Here is a 21,500-nt window from a genome sequence, read left to right as displayed (position 1 = left end):
AACCGTTTCTTATCTTTCTTTCATAGTTTAGTGTCGTTTCGGACAAGATTTTTCATGTTTTCTAGCCTAATTGTAGACAACTACCATGGCTGGGCGTAGGATGCGGTCATGGAGTTTGTAGCCTTTTTGGAAGACTTGAGCGATGGTGTCTGCTGGATGTTCATCGTCTGCTGGGAGAGTTTGGATGGCCATGTGATAGTTATGGTCAAATTCGCCGTCAGCTGCGATTTCTTCGATTCCTTCTTCTTTCAAAGCGTGAATCAAACTCTCTTGCACCATCTCCAATCCTTTTTTGACATCGTCAGTCAAACCTTCAACTGCTAGTGCACGTTCTAAGTTGTCGAGCGATGGTAAGATTGCTTTTGCCAGGTCTTGGCTACGATAACGTTGCAAGTTTTGACGTTCTTCATTGGCACGGCGTTGAATATTTTGCATTTCTGCATGAGCGCGAAGGTATTTGTTTTCGAACTCATCCGCACGTTCATTTGCCAAGTCCAACTCAGACTTCTCAGGAGTTGTTTCTTCAGTTGTTTCCACAACTTCCTCTTCTTTCATTTCTTCGTTTTTTTTATCTCGGGCCATGTTCGCCTCCTTTAATGATTTCAAAATTAATTTACTTCATAATGATTACTGCTGAGGTAGCGATAAAAATCTGTCAACTTCATGGTCAAAACACGATTGACCACATTGACTTGGTTGACCAATTGCTGGTAATCCAGATTGACCGGACCGATAATCGCTAGAATTCCAAAACCTCGATAAGGAATAAGGAACTTACTGCTAATCACCGCCAAATCAGCTAGACAGGATTCCTGACTGTCCGCAACACGGACATTTTGCATCTGATCTTCATGCAGACCTTCACGAATCTCCAAAGCCACCTTTTGCGGTTGGTCAAAGAACTGATAGGCTGCTAGATTGGCAAAATTCAAGAGATTGACTTTGCCCGATACCACAATGTTTTCGTTGAACATTTCTTTAAAAATGTGTTCAAAGAGATCCATGACATTGTCCGTGGTTGTAAAGTAACGCTGGATAATCTGCGGAATCTCCGTCCGAATCTTGTAATGAATATCTAGAACGGTATGACCGAGGAAACGTTCCTGAATGATTGCCTTCAGTTTCAGCAAATCTTCCTGCAAGAAGTTCCTTGGAATCAGAAATTGACTGGTAACCGTTCGGGACTCGTCTAGGGTAAATACTGCCAAGGCTGTATGTTGCCCCAAGACAACAATATCAAAGGCTGTCAACCGTTGCCTGCTCGGCTCAACATCCAGTGCTACTACCGTACAGCCGCTCAGGTCTGTCAGTAGATTAGCAGCCTCTTGCAGAATATCCTCCAGTTTGAAGAACTCCTGATCAAAGGCTTTGACAATCTCGTATACCTCATTTTCAGCCAGTCTATCAAAAGCAAGCGAGTGTTTCACATAGTACTGAAATCCCGCGACACTTGGCATCCGACCGCTTGAGGTATGAGCCTTCTCAAGCAAACCCTGCTTCTCTAGCGCTGCCATGTCATTACGAATGGTAGCACTACTAGAATTGATAGACTCTTGTAGCGCCTTGGATCCGACAGGTTCGTGCGTTTTGGTAAAGATGTCAATAATCAGATTTAAAATATCCTGCTGACGCTCTGTAACCATCTCATCACTCCTCTCTGTCCAATCGATTAGCACTCTATGTACCCAAGTGCTAACTCATGATTCTATTATACACCCTTAGAAGAGAATGTCAAGACAAAAACTCAAAAAATTAGCACTCTTTTACCAAGAGTGCTAAAAATCAGTCTGAAGACCTAGAAACTTACTTCTCATCTACATTCAACTCCACTTCCCAGCTTGAAAGATTGCTTACCGCCAGAAAAAAGAGGACTTAAAAAGACAAGAAATGCTTTCTATTTCTTGCCTAACTGAAATCCTATACCAGTGTTATTGCAATAATTCTTTTAATTCTTTCTCCAAAACATCTTCAGAAGTATGTTTGACAAGCACTTTCTTGATTTGACCTTGTTTGTCAACAACATACGTACTTGGAATCGTTTGTACTTGAAGTGCATCCGCAGCAGACTGATCCATATCGTAATAGTAAGGGAATGTATACTCACCTTGAGAAATATAGCGGTCAGCAGTTTCTGTAGTTTCCTTGTCTGGCTCAATCAAATTTATCAATACAAAATGCACCTGATTTCCATATTTTTCGTACATTTTTTGGATGATAGGTAGTTGATTTCGACAATCAGGACACCAACTAGCCCATTCCACTATTAGAAAAGGTTTGTCAGAAAAACTAGAAATTGAAAGTTCTCGCCCATCAGGTGATGTTAACTTAAAATCAGGTAGTTGTTGATCATTTAGTTCAAGCGCGCTATTTCCCGACTTACTTGTGGACGATGCTTGAGATTGATTTGCATCTCCCCGCCCTATTTTACCTTGGTTGGCATAGTAAAAAATACCAAGGCCCACGAGAACCAAAATCCCTACTATAAGAACTGTAAACCAACGCTTGTCTTTTTTCATTCTTTATCCTTTTCACTTATTCCATATTTTAGAACCAAATAGCTTAGAGATAAAATTAGGACATCAACTTAAACTTCCTATTTTCTAACTGACTCTAACCAAAAAACATTCTACCATTTGATAGGTAAAATTTCAATTAATTTCTTGCCATCAAGTCTAGTTGTGATATCACAAATTAAGCAAAGAGCCCTTTAAATCCTGGCTAACTCGTATATAACATTGGAATCCCACCTTGAATTTCTTAATACATGTTTAATAAGCAAAAAAGATCACCCTCAGGCAATCTTTCTTCTATATTAGTAAAGATCTAAATAATTATCAACTTCCCATTGTGAAACAAAGGTCGCATAGCTAGCCCACTCGATACGTTTGGCTTCAAGGAAACTAGTGTAGATGTGTTCACCTAGGGCTGCCTTGACCACTTCATCTTCTGTCAAAGCTTTCAAGGCGTTATGAAGAGTTGATGGAAGATCAGTGATTCCAGCTTCCTTACGCTCTTCTGCTGTCATGATGTAGATATTTTCTTCGATAGGAGCTGGTGCTTCGATTTTGTTTTCAATACCATGCAAACCAACTTCCAAAAGAACCGCCATAGCGATGTATGGGTTTGCCATTGGGTCCACTGAACGCAACTCAAGACGAGTTCCCATACCACGTGAAGCTGGTACGCGCACAAGTGGCGAACGGTTACGACCAGCCCAAGCAATGTAAACAGGTGCTTCATAACCTGGAACCAAACGTTTGTATGAGTTAACTGTTGGGTTCATGATAGCAGTATAGTTGTAGGCATGCTTGATCAAACCACCAAGGAAATGGTAGGCCGTTTCAGACAACTGCATTCCTTTTGGATCATTTGGATCAAAGAAGGCATTATTTCCTTCTGCATCAAACAAGGACATATTACAGTGCATACCTGATCCAGCAATACCAAATTTTGGTTTTGCCATAAAGGTTGCGTACAAACCGTGTTTACGAGCAATGGTTTTTACTACGAGCTTAAAGATTTGAATCTTGTCACAGGCACGAAGGACTTCATCATACTTGAAGTCAATTTCATGTTGTCCAACCGCAACCTCGTGGTGACTCGCTTCTACTTCAAATCCCATTTTGGTCAAGACATTCACGATTTCACGACGTGTATTGTCTGCAAGATCAGTAGGGGCCAAGTCGAAGTAACCACCCTTGTCATTTACTTCAAGAGTCGGATCCCCATTTTCATCCAACTTAAATAGGAAGAATTCTGGTTCTGGACCAAGGTTGAAAGATTTGAATCCTACTTCTTCCATATGACGAAGTGCACGCTTCAGATTACCACGTGGGTCACCTGCAAATGGTTCTCCTTCTGTTGTATAGACATCACAGATCAAACCTGCAACACTTCCATTTTCATCTCCCCAAGGGAAGACTGTCCATGTATCCAAGTCTGGGTACAAGTACATATCTGACTCATTGATACGTACAAAACCTTCAATAGAAGAGCCATCAAACATGGCTTTGTTTGACAAGACCTTATCTAACTGTTCATCTGTAGCAGGAATTTCGACGTTTTTCATGGTTCCCAGAATATCTGAAAACATGAGACGGATAAAGGTAACATTTTTTTCCTTGACTTCACGACGAATATCTGCAGCTGTGATTGGCATGGGTTTTCTCCTTAATATATATGACTACTTGCGATTGCCTAACCGCGACCAAAGGGTGAACGTACTGAAGCAAAGCGCCCCTGCTGGAGGAGTTCATTGTGGAGTGCACGACGCACTTCCGTCTGACTCACGGCTTTCTTGGACTTCGCCTCGCGTTCAGCATATTTTTTCTTAATCGCAGCAATATTATGACCTTCAGAGATATAATCTTTGATTTCAAGCAGACGATCCATGTCATTCAACGAATACATGCGACGGTTACCTTCGTTTCGATCAGGTTTGATCAACTCTTGATCTTCATAATAACGAATCTGACGCGCCGAGAGATCGGTCAACTTCATAACACTGCCGATAGGAAAAACAGCCATATTTCGGCGAAATTCTCTTTCCTTCATTTACAATTTCCTTCTTCCTGTCTATTATAGTCTAAAAAAAGATAAACGTCAACGAATAATGTCATAAAATGTAACATTATTTTCTTTTTTTCTCCCAAAAGAGTTTCAGTTGCTCAATATCATAATTTACAAGGATTGCGACAAAAACTCCCATAAATGTTTCAAATACGCGTGCAAACACGTACAAAAATGTTTCTCCGCTTGGTATTGATAGGGTAATAATCAACATAGCCGCTACACCACCGATAACTCCTGCCTTGTTGTTCATGGCAACATTTGTCATAATGGTTAACATGGTGCAAATCGGAACAACTAGTAAGGTTACCCAAAAGGCTCCATGAAATAAAGTATTTAAGAGGAAAAAGACAAGGGCGTAAAAACCGCCAATGCTATTTCCTAAGATACGCGAAGTTCCAAAATGGACGCTCTTATCAAAGCTCTCTCGTAAACTGAAGACCGCTGTCAACGCTCCGATTTGAAGCCCCTTCCAGCCAAAAAAACCAAAAATCAAGAGAACTATAAATACGGCAATCCCTGTTTTGAAGGTTCGCATACCAAGCTTGAACTGTGACTTATCAAACTTATATTTTTTAAAATAACTCATAATCTCAACTTTCTACTACCATTTTAACATAAATTAGTTGATTTTATGAGCCAAAATCAATAGGAAGCGTTTTTAATTTTTGGCTATAAAAAAGAGGAAACAGAGTTCCTCTTTTCTATTTAACTTTTAGAGCTTAGTTGCTTTCGTCTTCTTTACGTTTCAACTGACCAAGTCCTAAAACTCCTACTAAAGCTGCTAGACCAAGATATGGCATGTAGCTTGAATCATTTGTACCTGTTTGAGGTAGAGTAGGGTTTCCTTTTGGATTTGGAGTAGGAGTTGTTGGCTCCTCTGGTTTCTTAGGTTCTGGCGTTGTCGTACGAACTGTATTTGAAGCATAAGCAACTTTGTTCACAGTATTTACATAGGTATTTTCAAAGGTTCCGACAGCAATTCGTTTCATTTGAATATAAGTCTCAGCCTGGAATGGAGAATCCAACTGAATCTCTTGAAGGAATTCTTCCTTGAAGCGAATGGTAATCATTCCCTTATCTTGATCATGTTCAACCTGTGTTTCAGCTGTTAAGTCTGTCCCTGCCTTAATAACACGACCGTCTTTCAATCGGATATCAACCTTGGCAAGAACTTTATAATTTCCAGTGTATTGATCACCTTTTTGGTCATAATCATCTACAAAACTATAGTCATTCAAGTCCTCAGAATGATTTTGTGGAATCAAACCACCGATTAAACGATAATTGAAGTACTGGTTCAACGGAATAGTTTGGCCATCAATATTGTCACTGCTTGGATCCATACTGATTGTCACATCTTTTTTCGGTGTGATTTTCGGTACGTTGTTGACAACTACTTCTGTAGCATAGCCATTTCCAAAATCAATTTGGTAGGCTTTGTTTTCGTACTTACCACCCGTTTGCCCAAATTCAGGTTTAACTGTCATCGGATCTGTGATGAGCAATGATTTTCCTGCTGCTACATAGTTCTTGTAGAATTCAGCTGGATTATCAGCTGAGAAGAGTTGGAAAGCACCTTTAACAGTGATGTTGGCTTTCTTCAACAGCTCTTGAACCTTCTTAGGCGCAGCTTCTAAACTATCAAATTGTTGAACACTGATACCTGATACAAGGTTGCCTTCTAGATCACGAATCTTAACCAATTCTGGTTGAAGGGTTAAGGCTTCTTCTGGATAATCATCCACATAGTAGAAACCATTTTGAATCGCTTCTTTAGAAGATTTATCTCCCTTGTATTGGTCCAAATCCCATGTGAGTTCATAGTAGTTCGTTGAACCAGCTAGAACTTCTTTGCCATCAATATTCACACCTTGCTTGTTCTTGTTAACTTTCAAAGGCTTGATGTAGTTGTTATTTGGATTGTCAGGATCATTTGGTTTACCTGGAGTCGTTACACGAACAATATTTGACTTGACACCGTAGGCATCGTTGACTGTCAAGGTAAAGTTATTTGTATAAGTCGCCCCATCATTCAAGACACGACCAACAACAGTTGGATATAGAGTCTCAAAGGATTTTGTCAAATCTGCATTGAAAGCAGCCAAGGTCTCCTCAGTAGCCTTAAAGGTTACAGTGTGACTAGCTTTGTCATAGCTTGTTTCAAAACCTTTGCTTGCAGCCTTAGTCGCTTTCAAATCAAACTGATAGCCAGTTGGAAGTGGATCTACCAATACAAACGAAGTTGTTTTTGGACGACCAGCTGTCAACGCTTCTGTTTTCAACTCAAACTTCACTACAGACTGCTTAGCAACTAGAGTACGATCGATATCTACTCCATCCTCATTTTTAATTTCTTTATTAATCTGAGGTTGTGCAAAAAGACGATTGTAATGGAAGTTAACTGTTGGCACCGCTGGTGGTGTTGGCAACTGCTTAGGAGTTGGTGCTACCGGCGGAGTTGGCAATGGATCATAATTTGGCTCTTCTGGTTTTGATGGCTCTGGTTGATCTGGAGTTTTTACCGGTGGAGTTGGCTCATTTTCATAGCTTGGTGCTACTGGAGCTGGTTCCAATGGTTTCTCTGTCTCATATGTTGGCTCTTCTGGTTTTGATGGCTCCGGTTGATCTGGAGTTTTTACCGGTGGTGTTGGCTCATTTTCGTAGCTTGGTGCTACTGGAGCTGGTTCCAATGGTTTCTCTGTCTCATATGTTGGCTCTTCTGGTTTTGATGGCTCTGGTTGATCTGGAGTTTTTACCGGTGGTGTTGGCTCATTTTCGTAGCTTGGTGCTACTGGAGCTGGTTCCAATGGTTTCTCTGTCTCATAAGTAGGAGCTTGTGGTGCAGTTGGTTCTACTGGCGGAGTTGGTTTTTCTAATGTGATGGTTGGCAAATTAGTTGCTCGAACATTTCCGTTAATCGCAAACCAAATATTTGGCTTTTTGGGAGATAATTTCTCTGCTCTACGTGGATCATTCGCTGCAGGCTGTCCCAACACTTCTGAAGACGAAATTGTTCCGATAGTCATACTATTTGAAGGACCTGAGATTTCCACTGCTCCCGCACCATACCAAGAGTTTGGTGCATCTGCATTATCCCAACCAGAATCTGGTTGACTATTCTTATACATGGTGAAGCGGGAACCACCAACTCCTTTTTTGAAGTTTTCAGATTCTGTCGCATAAATTTGGCCGTTCTTTTCACCAACTGAAGAACCCGAAATTTTGATGAAATTCCCAGTATAATCTTTAGCCATCTCGATTGAGTTTGCTTCGCGGTTAAGAGACGCTACAGACATCAAGGCCTTGTCAAAATTAATAATTTGACCATCTTCATCATAGAATTGAAACTCAGTCTTAACGAAGAGAGAGGTAGCATCTTCTGTATTACCAGTATAAGCCGAAGCGAAAACCCCCATCGTTGGGTCTTTAAAAATTCCCAACCAAGCCTTATCATTGCGGAACTTGGAACTAGGATCAAGAGTATAAGTATAGACGATTTTAGAAACTTTTTTCCCTTGATAGTAAGTCCCCTGAAGATTCGTATAAGTTGCTGTTGCAGACTGACCTCGTTTCAGCAGGACTGAAGACCATTCAGTTGGTCCCTTACCACTTGTTACATTTGAATTGTACTCAGAATACTTACCGACTGTACCAAAGCTTTCCTGTTTGTTTGTCTGGTAGTTAGCATTTTGAATGTCTGTTACTTTAAAGTTATCCAACTGGAAGAGTTTATTGGCAAATTCTGCAGTATTCTTCACAGCTGCTTCCATGCCAGTATAGCTAACAAATTCACCAGTTGTAGTCAATGAAAGTTCAGCATTAGGCTCCGATTTGAAAATCAAACTTTGAGCACTTGGGCGACTCAAGTTTCCATCTTCATTCTTCTTTGATTCTGCTAAAGCCATAGCTGCCTTAATTTTGGCCTGCTCAGCTTCATAAGCCTGCAACTTAGCCGGATACTCAGCCAACTCTTTCTTATATTTGGCAAGATCAGCTTCATATTTAGCTAATTTTGCTTCATAGTCAGTTTTAGCCGCGGCATTCCGTTGCTTGATTTCTTCGTTTTCAGCTTGGAGCGCTGCATTTTTTGCCTTATTGTCTTCAACAGCCTTCTCATAAGCTGCTTTAGCATCAGCATTAGCTTTTTGAACGCGAGCTAATTCCGTCTGATAAGCCGCTAACTTAGTTTGGTAGTCTGTTTCGTTAGCTGCATTCGCTTGTTTGACTGCTGCCAAGTCTTTTTCGTATTGTGCTATTTTAGCCTCATAAGTTGCCTTGGCTGTTTCATTTCGTTGTTTAATAGCTTCATTTTCAGCTTGGATAGCATTGTTTTTAGCTGTGTTTTCTTCAACAGCTTTTTCATAGGCTACTTTTGCATCAGAATTAGCCTTTTGAACACGTGCCAATTCTGTTTGATAAGCTGCTAATTTAGCTTGATAATCAGCATCATTATCCTCTTTAGCTTTCTTAATAGCTGCAAGGTCTGCTTCATACTGCTTCATCGCTGCTTCATAATTCGCTTTTGCAGTTTCATTACGCTGTTTAATCGCTTCATTTTCAGCTTTAAGCGCTTCGTTTTTAGCTGTGTTTTCTTTTACTACTTTATCATAAGCCTCTTTAGCTTCAGCATTAGCTTTTTGTACTCGAGCTAATTCTGTCTGGTAAGCTGAAAGTTTATTTTGATAATCCTGTTGACTATCTTCATTTGCTTTTTTGACAGTTGCTAAATCTTTTTGATATTGTGCTAGCTTAGCCTCATATTCTGCTTTAGCTGTTGCATTGGCAGTGTTGATTTTTTCAACTTCTTCTTGATGACTTTTTAGATCTTTTTGATACTTGTCATCCGCTGCTTTGTTTTCAGCATTGACTTTATCTGTTTCAGCCTGATGAGCTGCAACTTCTTTTTTATATGCTTCAGTTGTTGTCTTTACTTCTTCAGCCTGTTTAGCATAGTCGCTTTTAATCTCATCTTGTTTTTGAGCATTCTCTGTAGCAGTTGTGGCAGTTCCTTTGTCTTTTGTTTCATCTTGAACTACCTTAACTCCTGCAGATTTTGCATCAGCAACTGCTTTATCCAAATCAGCTGATGATACTTCTACTGGCAAAGCTGAGTCTTTAGAACCAGCCTTAGCTTGGCTTTCTTTGGCAACTTGGCTCATTTCCCCCTGAGCTTCAGGTAGATTTGTAGCTGGGTTTCCTGTAGTAGCTACCTCAACTGTACTTGTACTAGTTGTCTCTGTAACTTCATCAGCAAATACTGCTTTGTCTGCAAAAGCAATCAAAGCAGTTCCTAAAACAGCACCACACAACGTTTTCGCAACTTTGCTTTTACGAAATCCATAGACTTCTTTTTTATTTTTCATTATAATCCTTTTCCTTATCTAAATTTAGTCGTTACTTTTTATACTAGCACTTTACAAGGCAGGATGCAAATATTTACTCTTTTTTTATTTATAGAAAAATTCCACATATTTATAAATTAAATTAAAAAGAAGATGGTCACACCATCTTCTTTTGGTTAACTATTTATTTTTCAGTCAATGCTGCAAGTCCTGGCAATACTTTACCTTCAAGAAGTTCCATTGATGCTCCACCACCAGTAGAGATCCATGAGAACTTGTCTGCACGACCAAGGTTGATGGCTGCAGCAGCTGAGTCACCACCACCGATGATTGATTTCACACCTGGTTGTTTCACAATAGCGTCCATGACACCGATTGTTCCAGCTTGGAAGTCAGGGTTTTCAAATACACCCATAGGTCCGTTCCATACAACTGTTTTCGCACCAGTCAAAGCTTCGTCGAATTTAGCGATAGATTTAGGACCGATATCCAAACCAAGGAAACCTGGATCAACTGCTTCACCTTCAGTGTCTTTTACTTCAGTGTAGTCAGCAAATGCGTTTGCTTCTTTTGAGTCAACTGGCAAGATCAATTTGCCGTTTGCTTTTTCAAGTAGAGCTTTAGCAACATCCAATTTGTCTTCTTCTACAAGTGAGTTACCGATTTCGATACCTTGAGCTTTGTAGAATGTGTAAGTCATACCACCACCGATAAGGACTTTATCAGCTTTTTCAAGCAAGTTTTCGATAACACCGATCTTGTCTGAAACTTTTGAACCACCAAGGATAGCCACGAATGGACGTTCTGGAGCTTCAACTGCTTCTTGGATGTAAGCAATTTCGTTTTCAAGAAGGAAACCAGCAACTGCTTTTTCAACGTTTGCTGAGATACCGACGTTAGATGCGTGTGCGCGGTGAGCTGTACCGAATGCATCGTTTACGAAGATACCATCTCCAAGAGATGCCCAGTATTTACCAAGTTCAGGATCGTTTTTAGATTCTTTCTTGCCGTCAACATCTTCGAAACGAGTGTTTTCAACCAAGAGAACTTGTCCATCTTCAAGAGCGTTAACAGCGGCTTCCAATTCAGCACCACGTGTAACACCTGGGATAAATTTAACTTCTTGTCCCAATTTAGCAGCCAAGTCAGCAGCTACAGGAGCAAGTGATTTACCTTCTTTGTCTGCTTCTTCTTTTACACGTCCAAGGTGAGAGAAGAGGATTGCACGTCCACCTTGTTCAAGGATGTACTTGATAGTTGGAAGAGCTGCAGTGATACGGTTGTCATTGGTAATCACGCCATCTTTAACAGGTACGTTGAAGTCAACACGAACGAGAACTTTTTTCCCTTTCAAGTCAACGTCTTTAACAGTCAATTTTGCCATTAGATATGACTCCTTCTTTTTTTATACGTGTTAATTATATCACAAAATCCGCAAAAGAGATAGAAAAACCCTAAACTTTTCTTGTTCATTCTTCTATCTATTAACCTAAAAACCTAGGATTGCAGTGCGGGAAATAGTAATCTTCACATAATTCGGTTGGAATATTTTAGGCGAATTTCTTGATTGATCTGCCTAATTACTTCTACACTATCCTTTTTCTAAGATTTTAATCCTTAATATTCTAAACTCTACAGTCCTTCTTTTTGAATTGCTGGGTTTCTTATTATACAATATAACTAAAATAATTTCTTCAGTTTGTGCTATTTGAGATTAAAAGAAGGGGAATTGCTACGATGAAATTAGAAAGACTAATCTATATTTTACTGTCTCTTTTGAATAAGAAGAGAATAACAGCTAAAGAGATCGCAGAGAGGTTTGAAATATCTACTCGAACTGTATATAGAGACATGGATACACTCAGTTTAGCGGGGATCCCAATCTATTCGGAACGTGGAGATAAGGGAGGTTTCTATATACCGAGCGACTATAAGATAGACAGAAACTTTTTCACTGAGGAAGAGAGACAGTTTATCATTAATATGAGCCAAAATGTTAGTAAAATCGTTGGCCATTCAAGTCTTGACAGTATCGAACACAAGCTGTCTTCTCAAGAAATTACAAGAGCAAACAGTCCTTTTTACTTTGATCTCAGTTCCTGGACTCTTAATACAAATTATTTACTAGACATTGAGGAAGCGATACAATCTAAACAGATGATTTCTTTTTCTTACTATTCGAAAAAACAAGAGAAAAGTCAGCGAACAATTATCCCATACAGATTGATCTATAAACTGAATGCTTGGTATGTTATCGGTTACTGCTTAGAAAAATTAGATTTTCGTATTTTTAAATTAACTCGAATTCGAGAACTAGAACCAGTGGAGATAAAAGATAAATCATTCGATTATCCACGTTTATCTCAAGAAATGTTAGAGCTTTTTTTAAATCCCCCAAAACATAAAGTGGAGGGGCAAAGAGAAGAAATCGAACTAGTTTTTACAAGATTTGCACTTCCAAAAATCTACGATCACTTCACGGAAGAAGAAATCAGAGTCGAGGACGAAATAATAAAAGTTCAGGCATTTAGAGCTTTAACTCCTTCATTTTTTGATTTACTATTAAGTTTTGGTTATCAAGTAAAGGTCGTATCCCCAAGTCACTTACAAAATCTACTGGTCAGTACTCTCAAAAAAAATCTTCAGCAATATGACAACCTGTAGTCATATTTCCTTTTGTATACTCTTAAGTGGGCAAAATATTTCGTGATATTCATCATAGCCCAATTATTTTACAGGAGGTTCCAAATGGATACAAAAACACTTGCAGAAAGCTATTTTACGGCAGTAAATGAGGGAGGCTGGGAAGATTTCGTAGCTGAAAACTTTGATTATGGCATGTGCGATAGTATAGAAATTCGACAAGGACGTGATGTTTATTTGCAAGGCGCAGGCCAATTCTATGCTTTAAGCCAGCATCTTGAAGTGAAGCAATTACTTGTTGATGGTCGAGCAGTCTCAGCTTTAAATCGCTACCGTCTACATTCTCCTCAAGGAAAAGAACTTGAACTGGATGTCGCAGAATTTCTGAAATTCGATGAATTTGATAAATTAGTTGCATCCAATATTTATTTCGACACCTATCGTTTCCAAAAATTTATCCAAGGAATTGAATAACAAAAATCTAGCTTCAAATTTACTCTTCAATTTCAAAACTAAAAACAAGGTCTAACTAATCTACAGTCAAACCTTGTTTTTTTATTTTTATGAGAAAATCCAAGATTCGTAAATCTGATTAGTCTTCTCTCCTCTTTTTAGAGAGCAAGCCGTAGCCACTCATTACTCCGAGAAGTCCCAGCGCTACTAGACTAGCATCTCTTGTCGCTCCCGTATTTGGCAGCTCTTTACTTACTTCTTCAACTTTTGCTGGTGTTGCTGAAAGAGCTTGATCCCTTGTTTGTGAGACTTGATCCTCTTTCGTTCCTACTTCAACAATTTCTGGAAGAGCTTCCTTGAGAACCTCAGTAGAATGAAGGGTGCGTTTGCCCTGAGCATCAACTTCTACAAAGCGACGAACTTGGCCTTCAACTCCTGCTTGAACTAGCTGGCGTTGTCCTTTGAGAAGGGCTGCATTTGGTCGTTCCTGACGTTCGAAGGAAACTGTCCCCTCTTCAATTTCCAGTTTCGGAGTTTCTAGAACTAAATCTTTCACACCTTCAGCTGGTTGGTTGCTTGATAGAACTTTTGTTCCAACTTCGGTGATTTCTGGGATTGCTTCCTTGACTACCTCAGTCGAACGAAGAGTGCGTTTGCCTTGGCTATCTACTTCTACAAAGCGACGGACTTGACCTTCAACTCCAGCTTGCACAATACGGCGTTGTCCTTTGAGAAGTTCGGAGTTTGGTCGCTCCTGACGTTCAAAGGCTGTTGTTTCAGTTTCAATAACTAGTTCAGGGAGGGCCTCAACCGTTGGAGCCACTTCATTTGGATCCATACTTCCAACATGGTGACTTTCTTCTGCAGGAGCTAGTTTCTTATTTAGCTTTTCTTTCATTTCCGCAAAAGCTTGTGGAGTTGGCATCTCTGAAGCCAACAAAGTTTCTGCTTGGGCAATCAACTCAGCTTGAGAATCTTTTTCACGAAGGGATTCGAGCAAACCTTCCAATTCTTCTCTAGCAGTCTGATAACGTTGATTTCCATCTAGGTCTGTCCCTGCTTGTTTCAACTCATTCAAAGCCCGGTTGACTTCTTCTTGACTAGCATTGTGGTTTTCTGCTACAGCTTTCGCTGCATTGAGCTTCTCTACTAGTGCTGCTTGTTTGTCCTCACTTGAGAAGGTATAGGCAAGGGTTGACTGGCGACCTTGGGCAGCAGTGATTTCTTGTTTGAGGTATTCATCGTTGACAGCTGCTTTTGGAGAAACCAAGACATCAAACTCAGCTGTGTGTCCCTTGTAATGCAAGGTCAAGGTCTGACGACCAGTCTTTTGAGCATCGTAGCCCGTAATTTCAACACCTTGATCTGTGAAGGCATGACTTTCTTCTGTCTCATTATCATAGAGAACGCCGAAGCGCCCTTCTGCAAGATCCAGTTGCTCTCCTACTAGATAGTCCGTTTTCGGTTTCTGAGCAATGTACAGACCTGCTACTTCCTTTGGTTTTCCTTCATCTTGACCAGTCACTTGTACCTTCAAATCACCGCTTACTGGAAGTCCAAGATAGCTAACTGTGAGCTTTTGTTCCCCTTTTTGATGAGCGTCGTAGCCAGATACTGTCACACCTGAGTGAGTAAGGTTAATCAGCTCATCAGCTTGTCCCCCTTCGTACTGAACACGGAGGGTTCCGCCTCTGAGGTCAAGTTTTTCTCCCTCTTTGTAAACTGTCTTCTTAGGCCCTTTTTCAAGGCTAACTGCAGCAATTTTTCTTTCATCCTGCGGAATCGCTACTGCCAATGTGTTACTGATTTCTTTACCAGATAGTTGGGTACGATAGTAGAGGAGAGTTGGTTGCTTGTCAAAGCCCAATGGTGCTGTTGCCAAGTCGCCTCCAGTTTCAGACTTCAAGGTTGCAATCGGTGTTTGTGAATCTGCCTTGTCGTAAACGGTGATAGTTGCACCCGCTGGAACATCAGAGAAGCCTAGTTGAACTTGATGGTTTCCAAGTGAACGGGCAGCTACCTTAGTCATTGGAATATTTTGACTTTCTGTATCTAGTGTTTCGTACATCTTCCAGTTGTAGATACGAATGGCTTTCCAAGGTGTTCCGTTATCTGAAGTGATAACTTTTAGGCGCCAGTCTTGAGCTGTGATTGGTTTGTCAAGAGTGATATCCGTAACGTGCGCTCTATTGCCACGGACTTCCTTAGCTAACTTCCATTCACCATCTGCATCTTTATAATAAAGGTCAAAATCTTTGGTGTTCATCAAACCGTCGTTTACGGATTCTCCACCAGCTCCCGCATGATCCATGACCCATCTAACAACACGGCGTGGCTTGGTCAAGCGAATATCCACACTACCGCTCAACTGAGCTGAAGACCACTTATCTGACAAGCTAGTAATGGTACCGTTCAACATACCTTCAATGCCTTCTCCACCTTCAGTATTTGGGAAAGTGCTACCAATAACCGTTGCCCCTGGAACAATATTTTCAGCCAAAGGTCTTGGGAGAGTTGTATCCTGAACTGTCATCCCCCAGTTAAAGGATGCCGTCGCCGCTTCAGAACGGAGGCCATTTTTACCAACTGCAACGACTTTCAGTTCCTGAGTCGTACCAGTCGCATTAGCAGAACGGCTAACTTTTGGCAAGTAGATGGTTGAAGCAGATGATCCTGTCAACAAACGCCAGTTATCTCCATCTTTTTCGTAGACTTCATAGAAATCTGCATCTTGGTTACCCGCAAACTGGACCACTGCTTCAGCTTCTTGGGCATTTTTAAGAGATTGTTTCACCACAGATAGCCCCGTCGGCGCTTGTGGTGCTTGGTGATTGTCCGAAATTGTTAATTGTCCTAGGTTGAACTGATAATCTTTTACAGCCCCTTCATGTTCGAAGAAGAGTTTGACTGCATAGATGGTTTTACCTGCTAGTGAGCTAAGGTCAAATTCTTCATTCTTCCAGTTATCAGAAAGTGTTAGCTCTTTCCATGCGGCTGCATTCTCAAATTTGTAGTCTGGTGTTGTAGAGAAAGCCATATAAACTTTAGAGCCTTTTCCTCCCTTGTGGGCAACACGAAGTTTGGTTTTCTCTGTTACTTCTAGTTTGGTAGAATACAAATTCACATCCTGGTCCGTCTTACCAGCTACATCGCCTGAGAATTTAAGGGAGTTTCCTCCATTATAGGCATCTGTAAAGTCATATTCTGCACGAAGTTTTTCCCCCGTTGAAGTCTGCCACCAGCGCCATGTTGGCAAGACACCTGAAACCGAACGGTAGTTCCACTCAGAATCCTTAGAAACTTTACCGTCTACAAACCACTTTCTACCATGGCCTGTATTAAAAGAGGTCGTGAAGGTTCGGCCAACTGCTGGTGTGCGGTCAGCAACTAAATTGGCAATCCCATACCACTCTTTGTCAGCTGGTTTTTGAGCCGTTGGATCTCCTTGGTAGCCTGTGAAGAAGATATCTTCGTTCTTGTGGTAGTCTTCGCCTGTTTTTCCTAGACTGGTAATCGTATCTGGTGCAAAAAGTCCAAGTGACAAACGCAACTTGCCTTTTTCATCTAAGAGGGCATCCCATTTGACTTTGGTCTTATAAGAGCCACCTTGTTGCAATTCCAAGCCTGCAAAGACATCATACTGGCTACGTTCTAGCCATTTTGCCATCTCTACGGAGTGGTCATTCTTTTCCTTGTTCCAGTTGAAATTGGCAAAAAATTGATCTGCAGGGACTTTGTCTCCTTCTTTTTGCATGAACTGGTAGTTGTAATCACCTAGACCATCTTCGTGGTAACGACCATATTTGTAGGTCATGGCATCGTACCAAGCATACTTGATTGGGTGGTTGACCTTAGCTGCATATTCTTTTGTATAGAGCATGAATTGGCGCATTTTTTCACCAAGAGGTGCTACCAATTCCCCCGTTGTTTCCTGATTAATGAAATATCCATCAAATCCATAGTACTTAGCAAGATCGACAAGTTTCCGTGCGATAGGGAAGGTGCCATCTGCATCTTGTTTCAAGGCAGCTGCAAATTTCTCTTGGTCGGCAATGCTATTTGACCAGTTGAAAAAGAGTGTTCCATAAACGGGAACTCCGTTGCGGTGACCGGCATCAATGACATCTGGAGTTGGAACTAGACCTTCCCAGAAGACCATTGAATCCAAGTATTGCCAGTAATCAAAAGCGTAGGCCTTGAATTCCTCACCACCGACAGAAGCGTGGTCTTTAGCTTTTGAGTTGGTATTTGCTAGAGCTTGAACCTTGGCTCTTCTGCTTGCTTTTTCATTAACCAACTGGCCTCTATGGCGCTTGGCGAGTTCAACTGATGAACGGTTAATGGGATCATCCTCACGCGCACCCGGTTCCCATTTCAACAAATCCTCCCAAGTATCAAATTTGATTTCTTTTGGTCGGAGACTCTTTTCTTCATTTTTAGGAACGTCTGCTAGAGTCGGTTTGTCGGCTTTCTTCTCAGTCACTTGAGGAGCTTCCGCTGGTTTGACTTCTTCTTTTTCAGTTGGTTGAGCAGGTTTTTCAGTTTTATCTGTCAGAGCTGGCTTCGCTTCTTCTTTTTCATTAACCAGATCCGTTATTGCTGGAGTGTTTTCTGAAATTGGTTGCTCAGCTACTTTGTTTTCAGTTTCCTCTAATTGTTTTTCGAGAGCTGCAGTATCTGGATTAGTTGTCTCACTAGTACTTGTCGCTTTAGCGCTCGTATTTGCAGCTGTTTCAGGGACTGCGACTTGTTCGGCAAGAGCTGGACTCACAAATAGAGCTGAACCAATCATCAAGGAACAAGCCCCGATTGACAGCTTACGAATACTGTAACGGCAACGTTTTTCAAAAAATAGATTTTTCATCTTATCCTCCTAATAAAATATAAAGTAAGCGCTTTACTTTTTGATAAAAAGTAACTGTTCTCAGTGCACACTACCAGAACAGAATCATCTTCATTTTATCCTATATGAAAGCGATGTCAATCTATTTAACATAAAAACTATAACTAGGATAATAATCAGTAAAATTTGGACACAATCCTATAAATCATCTATCTTAAAGGGAATCTATCTCTCATTTTGAAAGAAAGTTCTTGTTTCTTATGAAAATTTCAGCTAAACACTTGTGAGATTTACTTTTATCCTTTAAAATAGAATAGGAGAAATTCCGTTATTATTTTTCGGAGGAAAAAGAAATGTCCATTAATTGGCAGGAAATTTTATTTCACTTTTTAGGAGGTCTAGGACTATTTTTATACAGTATCAAGACCATGGGAGACGGTTTGCAACAAGCTGCTGGAGATCGCCTTCGTTTTTACATTGACAAGTACACTAGCAATCCCTTTTTAGGCGTTCTAGTCGGAATCGTCGTGACTGCCCTGATTCAGTCAAGTACGGGGGTTACAGTTATCACGGTCGGACTGGTCAGCGCTAGTCTTCTCACTCTTAGACAGGCTATCGGAATTATCATGGGAGCCAACATCGGAACCACTGTTACTTCCTTTATCATCGGTTTCAAACTAGGCGAGTATGCTTTACCCTTGATTTTCCTTGGAACCATGTTCCTCTTCTTCACAAAAAACAGAACAGCAAACAATATCGGGCGCATCCTGTTTGGTGTAGGGGGAATCTTCTACGCTCTCAACCTCATCAGTGCCGGGATGAGTCCACTTAAAGATTTACCACAATTCAAGGAATATATGGTAACCTTGGGACAAAATCCTATTTTAGGAGTGGTAGCTGGTGCAGTGATTACCGTCCTCATCCAGGCATCTTCTGCAACTATCGGGATTTTGCAAGGTCTCTATGCAGGTGGGTTCCTTGACCTTAAAGGTTCACTACCAGTTCTTTTCGGAGATAATATCGGGACAACCCTAACAGTTATCATTGCGGCAGCTGGAGCCAATGTCTCTGCAAAGCGCGTTGCGGCAACCCACGTTACCTTTAACGTTTTAGGGACTATTCTTTGCTTAATCTTATTAGGCCCCTTTACTGCTATGATCGAGTACTTCCAGGCACTCCTTCACCTCTCACCTGAGATGACCATCGCCTTCTCGCACGGTGCTTTTAACGTAAGTAACACCATTGTACAATTTCCATTCATCGGAGCCTTGGCCTACTTTGTAACCAAGCTCATCCCTGGTGAAGACGAGGTTGTCAAGTACGAGCCTCTTTATCTCGACGAACAACTTATCCAGCAATCTCCTTCTATTGCCCTAGGAAATGCCAAAAAAGAACTCTTGCACTTGGGGAACTATGCAGCCAAAGCTTTTGACCTTTCTTATACCTATATCATCGGTTTGGATGCAAAGGTAGCTGAAAAAGGGCACAAGACAGAGGAAGCTATCAACACCATCGATGAAAAACTCACTCGTTACCTCATTCGACTCTCAAGCGAATCCTTGAGCCAAAAGGAAAGCGAAGTCTTGACCAACATTCTGGATTCATCTCGTGATTTGGAACGAATTGGGGACCACGCAGAAGGCTTGCTCAACCTAACAGACTACCTCCAACGTAAGAATGTTCAGTTCTCTGAAGCTGCATTGCAGGAATTGGCGGATATCTATCAAAAAACCACTGACTTTATCAAGGATGCCCTTGATAGTGTGGAAAACAATGATATTGAAAAAGCTCAAAGTCTGATTGAACGCCATAAAGAAATCAACAATATGGAACGCGTTCTCAGAAAGACCCACATCAAACGCCTTAACAAGGGTGAGTGTTCTACACAAGCTGGAGTCAACTTTATCGACATCATTTCCCACTACACTCGTGTGTCTGACCATGCTATGAACCTAGCCGAAAAGGTCATTGCTGAACAAATCTAATAACCTAAAAGCTATCCTGAATGGGATGGCTTTTTTCGTCTCCTAATTAAGAATTTCTTTTGAAACATATAAAAAATACTTTGATTCACAGTGGAATCAAAGCATTTTAAAGAGTTCTCCAAACATGATAGCAGAAACTGCAGTGCCCCTATACTTGGCTTCTTCTCTTTTGATAAAGCGCGCCAAGTTGATCAACTCAGGTGCTGGGTGTTTGGGATTGATGAGCAATTCACGGGTGACCAGTCCTGAGAGTCGGACTGCTAGTAATTGCTCATTTGTAGTTGGTAGTTTTTTAGCAGTCTCTAGGAGAGCAGCAACTAAATCTTCACTCAAACCCTGACGAGCATGGTTGTAGAGATCTCTTATAAGGCTTTCTAGGTTTGGTTCTGCCATCCCGACCACCTCCCTTATGCTTAATAATGTTTAATCAAATCAACCGTTGAACGATCCAATTTTTTTACCAAGACTTGCAAGAAAGCTTGGGCTTCTAGGAAATCATCCATAGCATAGAGAGTTTGGTGAGAGTGGATATAACGAGCGCAGACACCGATGGTTGTTGATGGGACACCACCATTTTTCAGATGAGCTGCTCCAGCGTCTGTTCCGCCTTTTCCACAGTAGTATTGGTACTTGATGCCAGCTTCTTCAGCCGTTGTCAAAAGGAAATCTTTCATGCCTGGGAGGAGCAAGTGACCTGGGTCGTAGAAACGAATCAAGGTTCCATCCCCAATCTTGCCTTGGCCACCATAAACATCACCAGCAGGTGAACAGTCAACAGCTAGGAAAACTTCTGGATCAAACTTAGTTGTAGAAGTATGAGCGCCACGAAGACCAACCTCTTCTTGGACGTTCGAGCCAAGGTAGAGTTCATTTCCGAGTTTTTGACCTGACAAGGCTTCTGCTAGCTCGCTTACCATGAGAACACCGTAGCGGTTGTCCCAAGCTTTTGAGATGATATTTTTTTCATTGGCTGTCAAGATAGCGGAGCTATCAGGGACAATGGTGTCACCCGGACGGATACCAAAGCTTTCTGCCTCAGCCTTGTCTGCAAACCCACCATCAAAAATGATATCTGAAATTGCTGGCATAGTTGGGCCACCTGTTCCACGTGTCAAATGTGGAGGGACAGAACCTGAGATCACAGGAATTTCACGACCGTCACGAGTAAAGAGTTTAAAGCGTTGACTGCTGACCACCATAGGATTCCAACCACCGATTTCAACCACACGGAAGGTTCCGTCCGGCTTAATCTCGCTGACCATAAAACCAACTTCATCCATGTGAGAAGCGACCAAGACGCGTGGTGCATCCGTAGCTTCTGAATGCTTGATACCGAAAATACCACCCAAGCCATCTGTCACTACTTCATCCACATGCGGTGTCAACTTTTCACGAAGATAAGTCCGGACAGGCGCTTCGTGGCCTGAGATCGCAGCAAGCTCTGTTACTTCTTTGATTTTTGAAAATAATGTTGTCATATCAGTTCCTTCTTTCTGTCCTCCATTTTACCACTTTTTATAGGAGAAGGATAGTGGGAAGGTGGATTGGTTTTTACTCAGTTTTCCAATAAAAGAGAGGGGCAGATATTATTTCAGGAATTTTTCTTTCTTTTTACATTAAATTGTCAGAAAATTTATTGACAGATTAAAAAAATCGTGTTAC

Annotated in this window: 14 protein-coding genes; 3 read left to right on the top strand and 11 right to left on the bottom strand. The window is 41.1% G+C overall.

Going from position 1 to position 21,500, the window contains the following annotated elements; all coding sequences use genetic code 11:
• Window positions 1-66: 66 nt before the first annotated feature.
• From grpE to pgk, 8 genes are all read right to left on the bottom strand, one after another.
• Window positions 67-582, bottom strand: a complete 516-nt coding sequence (gene grpE, locus O3622_RS02935) for a nucleotide exchange factor GrpE (RefSeq protein WP_049519837.1) — start codon at window positions 580-582, stop codon at window positions 67-69.
• Window positions 583-608: 26 nt separating this feature from the next.
• Window positions 609-1,643 (bottom strand): heat-inducible transcriptional repressor HrcA, encoded by a 1,035-nt coding sequence (gene hrcA, locus O3622_RS02930; RefSeq protein WP_371606998.1) that lies wholly within the window; start codon window positions 1,641-1,643, stop codon window positions 609-611.
• A 285-nt stretch (window positions 1,644-1,928) separates the two neighbouring features.
• Window positions 1,929-2,516 (bottom strand): TlpA family protein disulfide reductase, encoded by a 588-nt coding sequence (locus O3622_RS02925; RefSeq protein ID WP_371606997.1) that lies wholly within the window; start codon window positions 2,514-2,516, stop codon window positions 1,929-1,931.
• Between the two features lie 296 nt (window positions 2,517-2,812).
• Window positions 2,813-4,159 (bottom strand): type I glutamate--ammonia ligase, encoded by a 1,347-nt coding sequence (gene glnA / locus O3622_RS02920; protein WP_001122885.1) that lies wholly within the window; start codon window positions 4,157-4,159, stop codon window positions 2,813-2,815.
• Window positions 4,160-4,197: 38 nt separating this feature from the next.
• On the bottom strand, window positions 4,198-4,554 hold the full coding sequence (gene glnR, locus O3622_RS02915) for a transcriptional repressor GlnR (RefSeq protein ID WP_000664333.1): 357 nt from the start codon (window positions 4,552-4,554) through the stop codon (window positions 4,198-4,200).
• Between the two features lie 76 nt (window positions 4,555-4,630).
• Entirely contained in the window at window positions 4,631-5,158 is a 528-nt protein-coding gene (locus tag O3622_RS02910) for an aromatic acid exporter family protein (protein WP_000119887.1), read from the bottom strand.
• 133 nt (window positions 5,159-5,291) lie between these two features.
• Complete coding sequence (locus tag O3622_RS02905) at window positions 5,292-9,935, bottom strand: antigen I/II family LPXTG-anchored adhesin (RefSeq protein ID WP_371606996.1); 4,644 nt, start codon at window positions 9,933-9,935, stop codon at window positions 5,292-5,294.
• A gap of 163 nt (window positions 9,936-10,098) precedes the next feature.
• On the bottom strand, window positions 10,099-11,298 hold the full coding sequence (gene pgk, locus O3622_RS02900) for a phosphoglycerate kinase (RefSeq protein ID WP_001096770.1): 1,200 nt from the start codon (window positions 11,296-11,298) through the stop codon (window positions 10,099-10,101).
• A 353-nt stretch (window positions 11,299-11,651) separates the two neighbouring features.
• On the opposite strand from pgk, the gene O3622_RS02895 reads away from it, so the two are divergent.
• The gene (locus O3622_RS02895; protein WP_000764442.1) at window positions 11,652-12,578 is read left to right on the top strand and encodes a YafY family protein; all 927 of its coding nucleotides are present in this window, start codon (window positions 11,652-11,654) and stop codon (window positions 12,576-12,578) included.
• An 84-nt stretch (window positions 12,579-12,662) separates the two neighbouring features.
• Complete coding sequence (locus tag O3622_RS02890; RefSeq protein ID WP_002879744.1) at window positions 12,663-13,031, top strand: hypothetical protein; 369 nt, start codon at window positions 12,663-12,665, stop codon at window positions 13,029-13,031.
• 118 nt (window positions 13,032-13,149) lie between these two features.
• Here O3622_RS02890 and O3622_RS02885 read toward each other — a convergent pair whose 3' ends face one another.
• Window positions 13,150-17,874: a bacterial Ig-like domain-containing protein gene (locus O3622_RS02885; protein WP_371606995.1), complete on the bottom strand. Its 4,725-nt coding sequence runs from the start codon at window positions 17,872-17,874 to the stop codon at window positions 13,150-13,152.
• 332 nt (window positions 17,875-18,206) lie between these two features.
• Here O3622_RS02885 and O3622_RS02880 point away from each other — a divergent pair, with 332 nt between their 5' ends.
• Window positions 18,207-19,838: a Na/Pi cotransporter family protein gene (locus O3622_RS02880; RefSeq protein ID WP_084853034.1), complete on the top strand. Its 1,632-nt coding sequence runs from the start codon at window positions 18,207-18,209 to the stop codon at window positions 19,836-19,838.
• A gap of 96 nt (window positions 19,839-19,934) precedes the next feature.
• Here the strand turns inward: O3622_RS02880 and O3622_RS02875 are convergent, their stop codons facing one another.
• Both O3622_RS02875 and pepA read right to left on the bottom strand, forming a co-directional pair.
• On the bottom strand, window positions 19,935-20,231 hold the full coding sequence (locus O3622_RS02875) for a bacteriocin immunity protein (protein ID WP_000840146.1): 297 nt from the start codon (window positions 20,229-20,231) through the stop codon (window positions 19,935-19,937).
• A 20-nt stretch (window positions 20,232-20,251) separates the two neighbouring features.
• Window positions 20,252-21,316 (bottom strand): glutamyl aminopeptidase, encoded by a 1,065-nt coding sequence (gene pepA / locus O3622_RS02870; protein WP_371606994.1) that lies wholly within the window; start codon window positions 21,314-21,316, stop codon window positions 20,252-20,254.
• Window positions 21,317-21,500 lie beyond the last annotated feature (184 nt).

It is taken from the genome of Streptococcus sp. 27098_8_51, from assembly GCF_041432205.1.
Lineage (GTDB): Bacteria > Bacillota > Bacilli > Lactobacillales > Streptococcaceae > Streptococcus.
This window is presented reverse-complemented; position numbering and strand designations above follow the sequence as displayed.

Coding starts and splice junctions, on each gene's coding strand:
- O3622_RS02925 (WP_371606997.1), bottom strand. CDS start 2,516: ATGAAAAAAGACAAGCGTTGGTTTACAGTTCTTATAGTAGGGATTTTG.
- glnR (WP_000664333.1), bottom strand. CDS start 4,554: ATGAAGGAAAGAGAATTTCGCCGAAATATGGCTGTTTTTCCTATCGGC.
- glnA (WP_001122885.1), bottom strand. CDS start 4,159: ATGCCAATCACAGCTGCAGATATTCGTCGTGAAGTCAAGGAAAAAAAT.
- O3622_RS02910 (WP_000119887.1), bottom strand. CDS start 5,158: ATGAGTTATTTTAAAAAATATAAGTTTGATAAGTCACAGTTCAAGCTT.
- O3622_RS02905 (WP_371606996.1), bottom strand. CDS start 9,935: ATGAAAAATAAAAAAGAAGTCTATGGATTTCGTAAAAGCAAAGTTGCG.
- hrcA (WP_371606998.1), bottom strand. CDS start 1,643: ATGGTTACAGAGCGTCAGCAGGATATTTTAAATCTGATTATTGACATC.
- O3622_RS02885 (WP_371606995.1), bottom strand. CDS start 17,874: ATGAAAAATCTATTTTTTGAAAAACGTTGCCGTTACAGTATTCGTAAG.
- grpE (WP_049519837.1), bottom strand. CDS start 582: ATGGCCCGAGATAAAAAAAACGAAGAAATGAAAGAAGAGGAAGTTGTG.
- pgk (WP_001096770.1), bottom strand. CDS start 11,298: ATGGCAAAATTGACTGTTAAAGACGTTGACTTGAAAGGGAAAAAAGTT.
- O3622_RS02880 (WP_084853034.1), top strand. CDS start 18,207: ATGTCCATTAATTGGCAGGAAATTTTATTTCACTTTTTAGGAGGTCTA.
- O3622_RS02895 (WP_000764442.1), top strand. CDS start 11,652: ATGAAATTAGAAAGACTAATCTATATTTTACTGTCTCTTTTGAATAAG.
- O3622_RS02890 (WP_002879744.1), top strand. CDS start 12,663: ATGGATACAAAAACACTTGCAGAAAGCTATTTTACGGCAGTAAATGAG.
- O3622_RS02875 (WP_000840146.1), bottom strand. CDS start 20,231: ATGGCAGAACCAAACCTAGAAAGCCTTATAAGAGATCTCTACAACCAT.
- pepA (WP_371606994.1), bottom strand. CDS start 21,316: ATGACAACATTATTTTCAAAAATCAAAGAAGTAACAGAGCTTGCTGCG.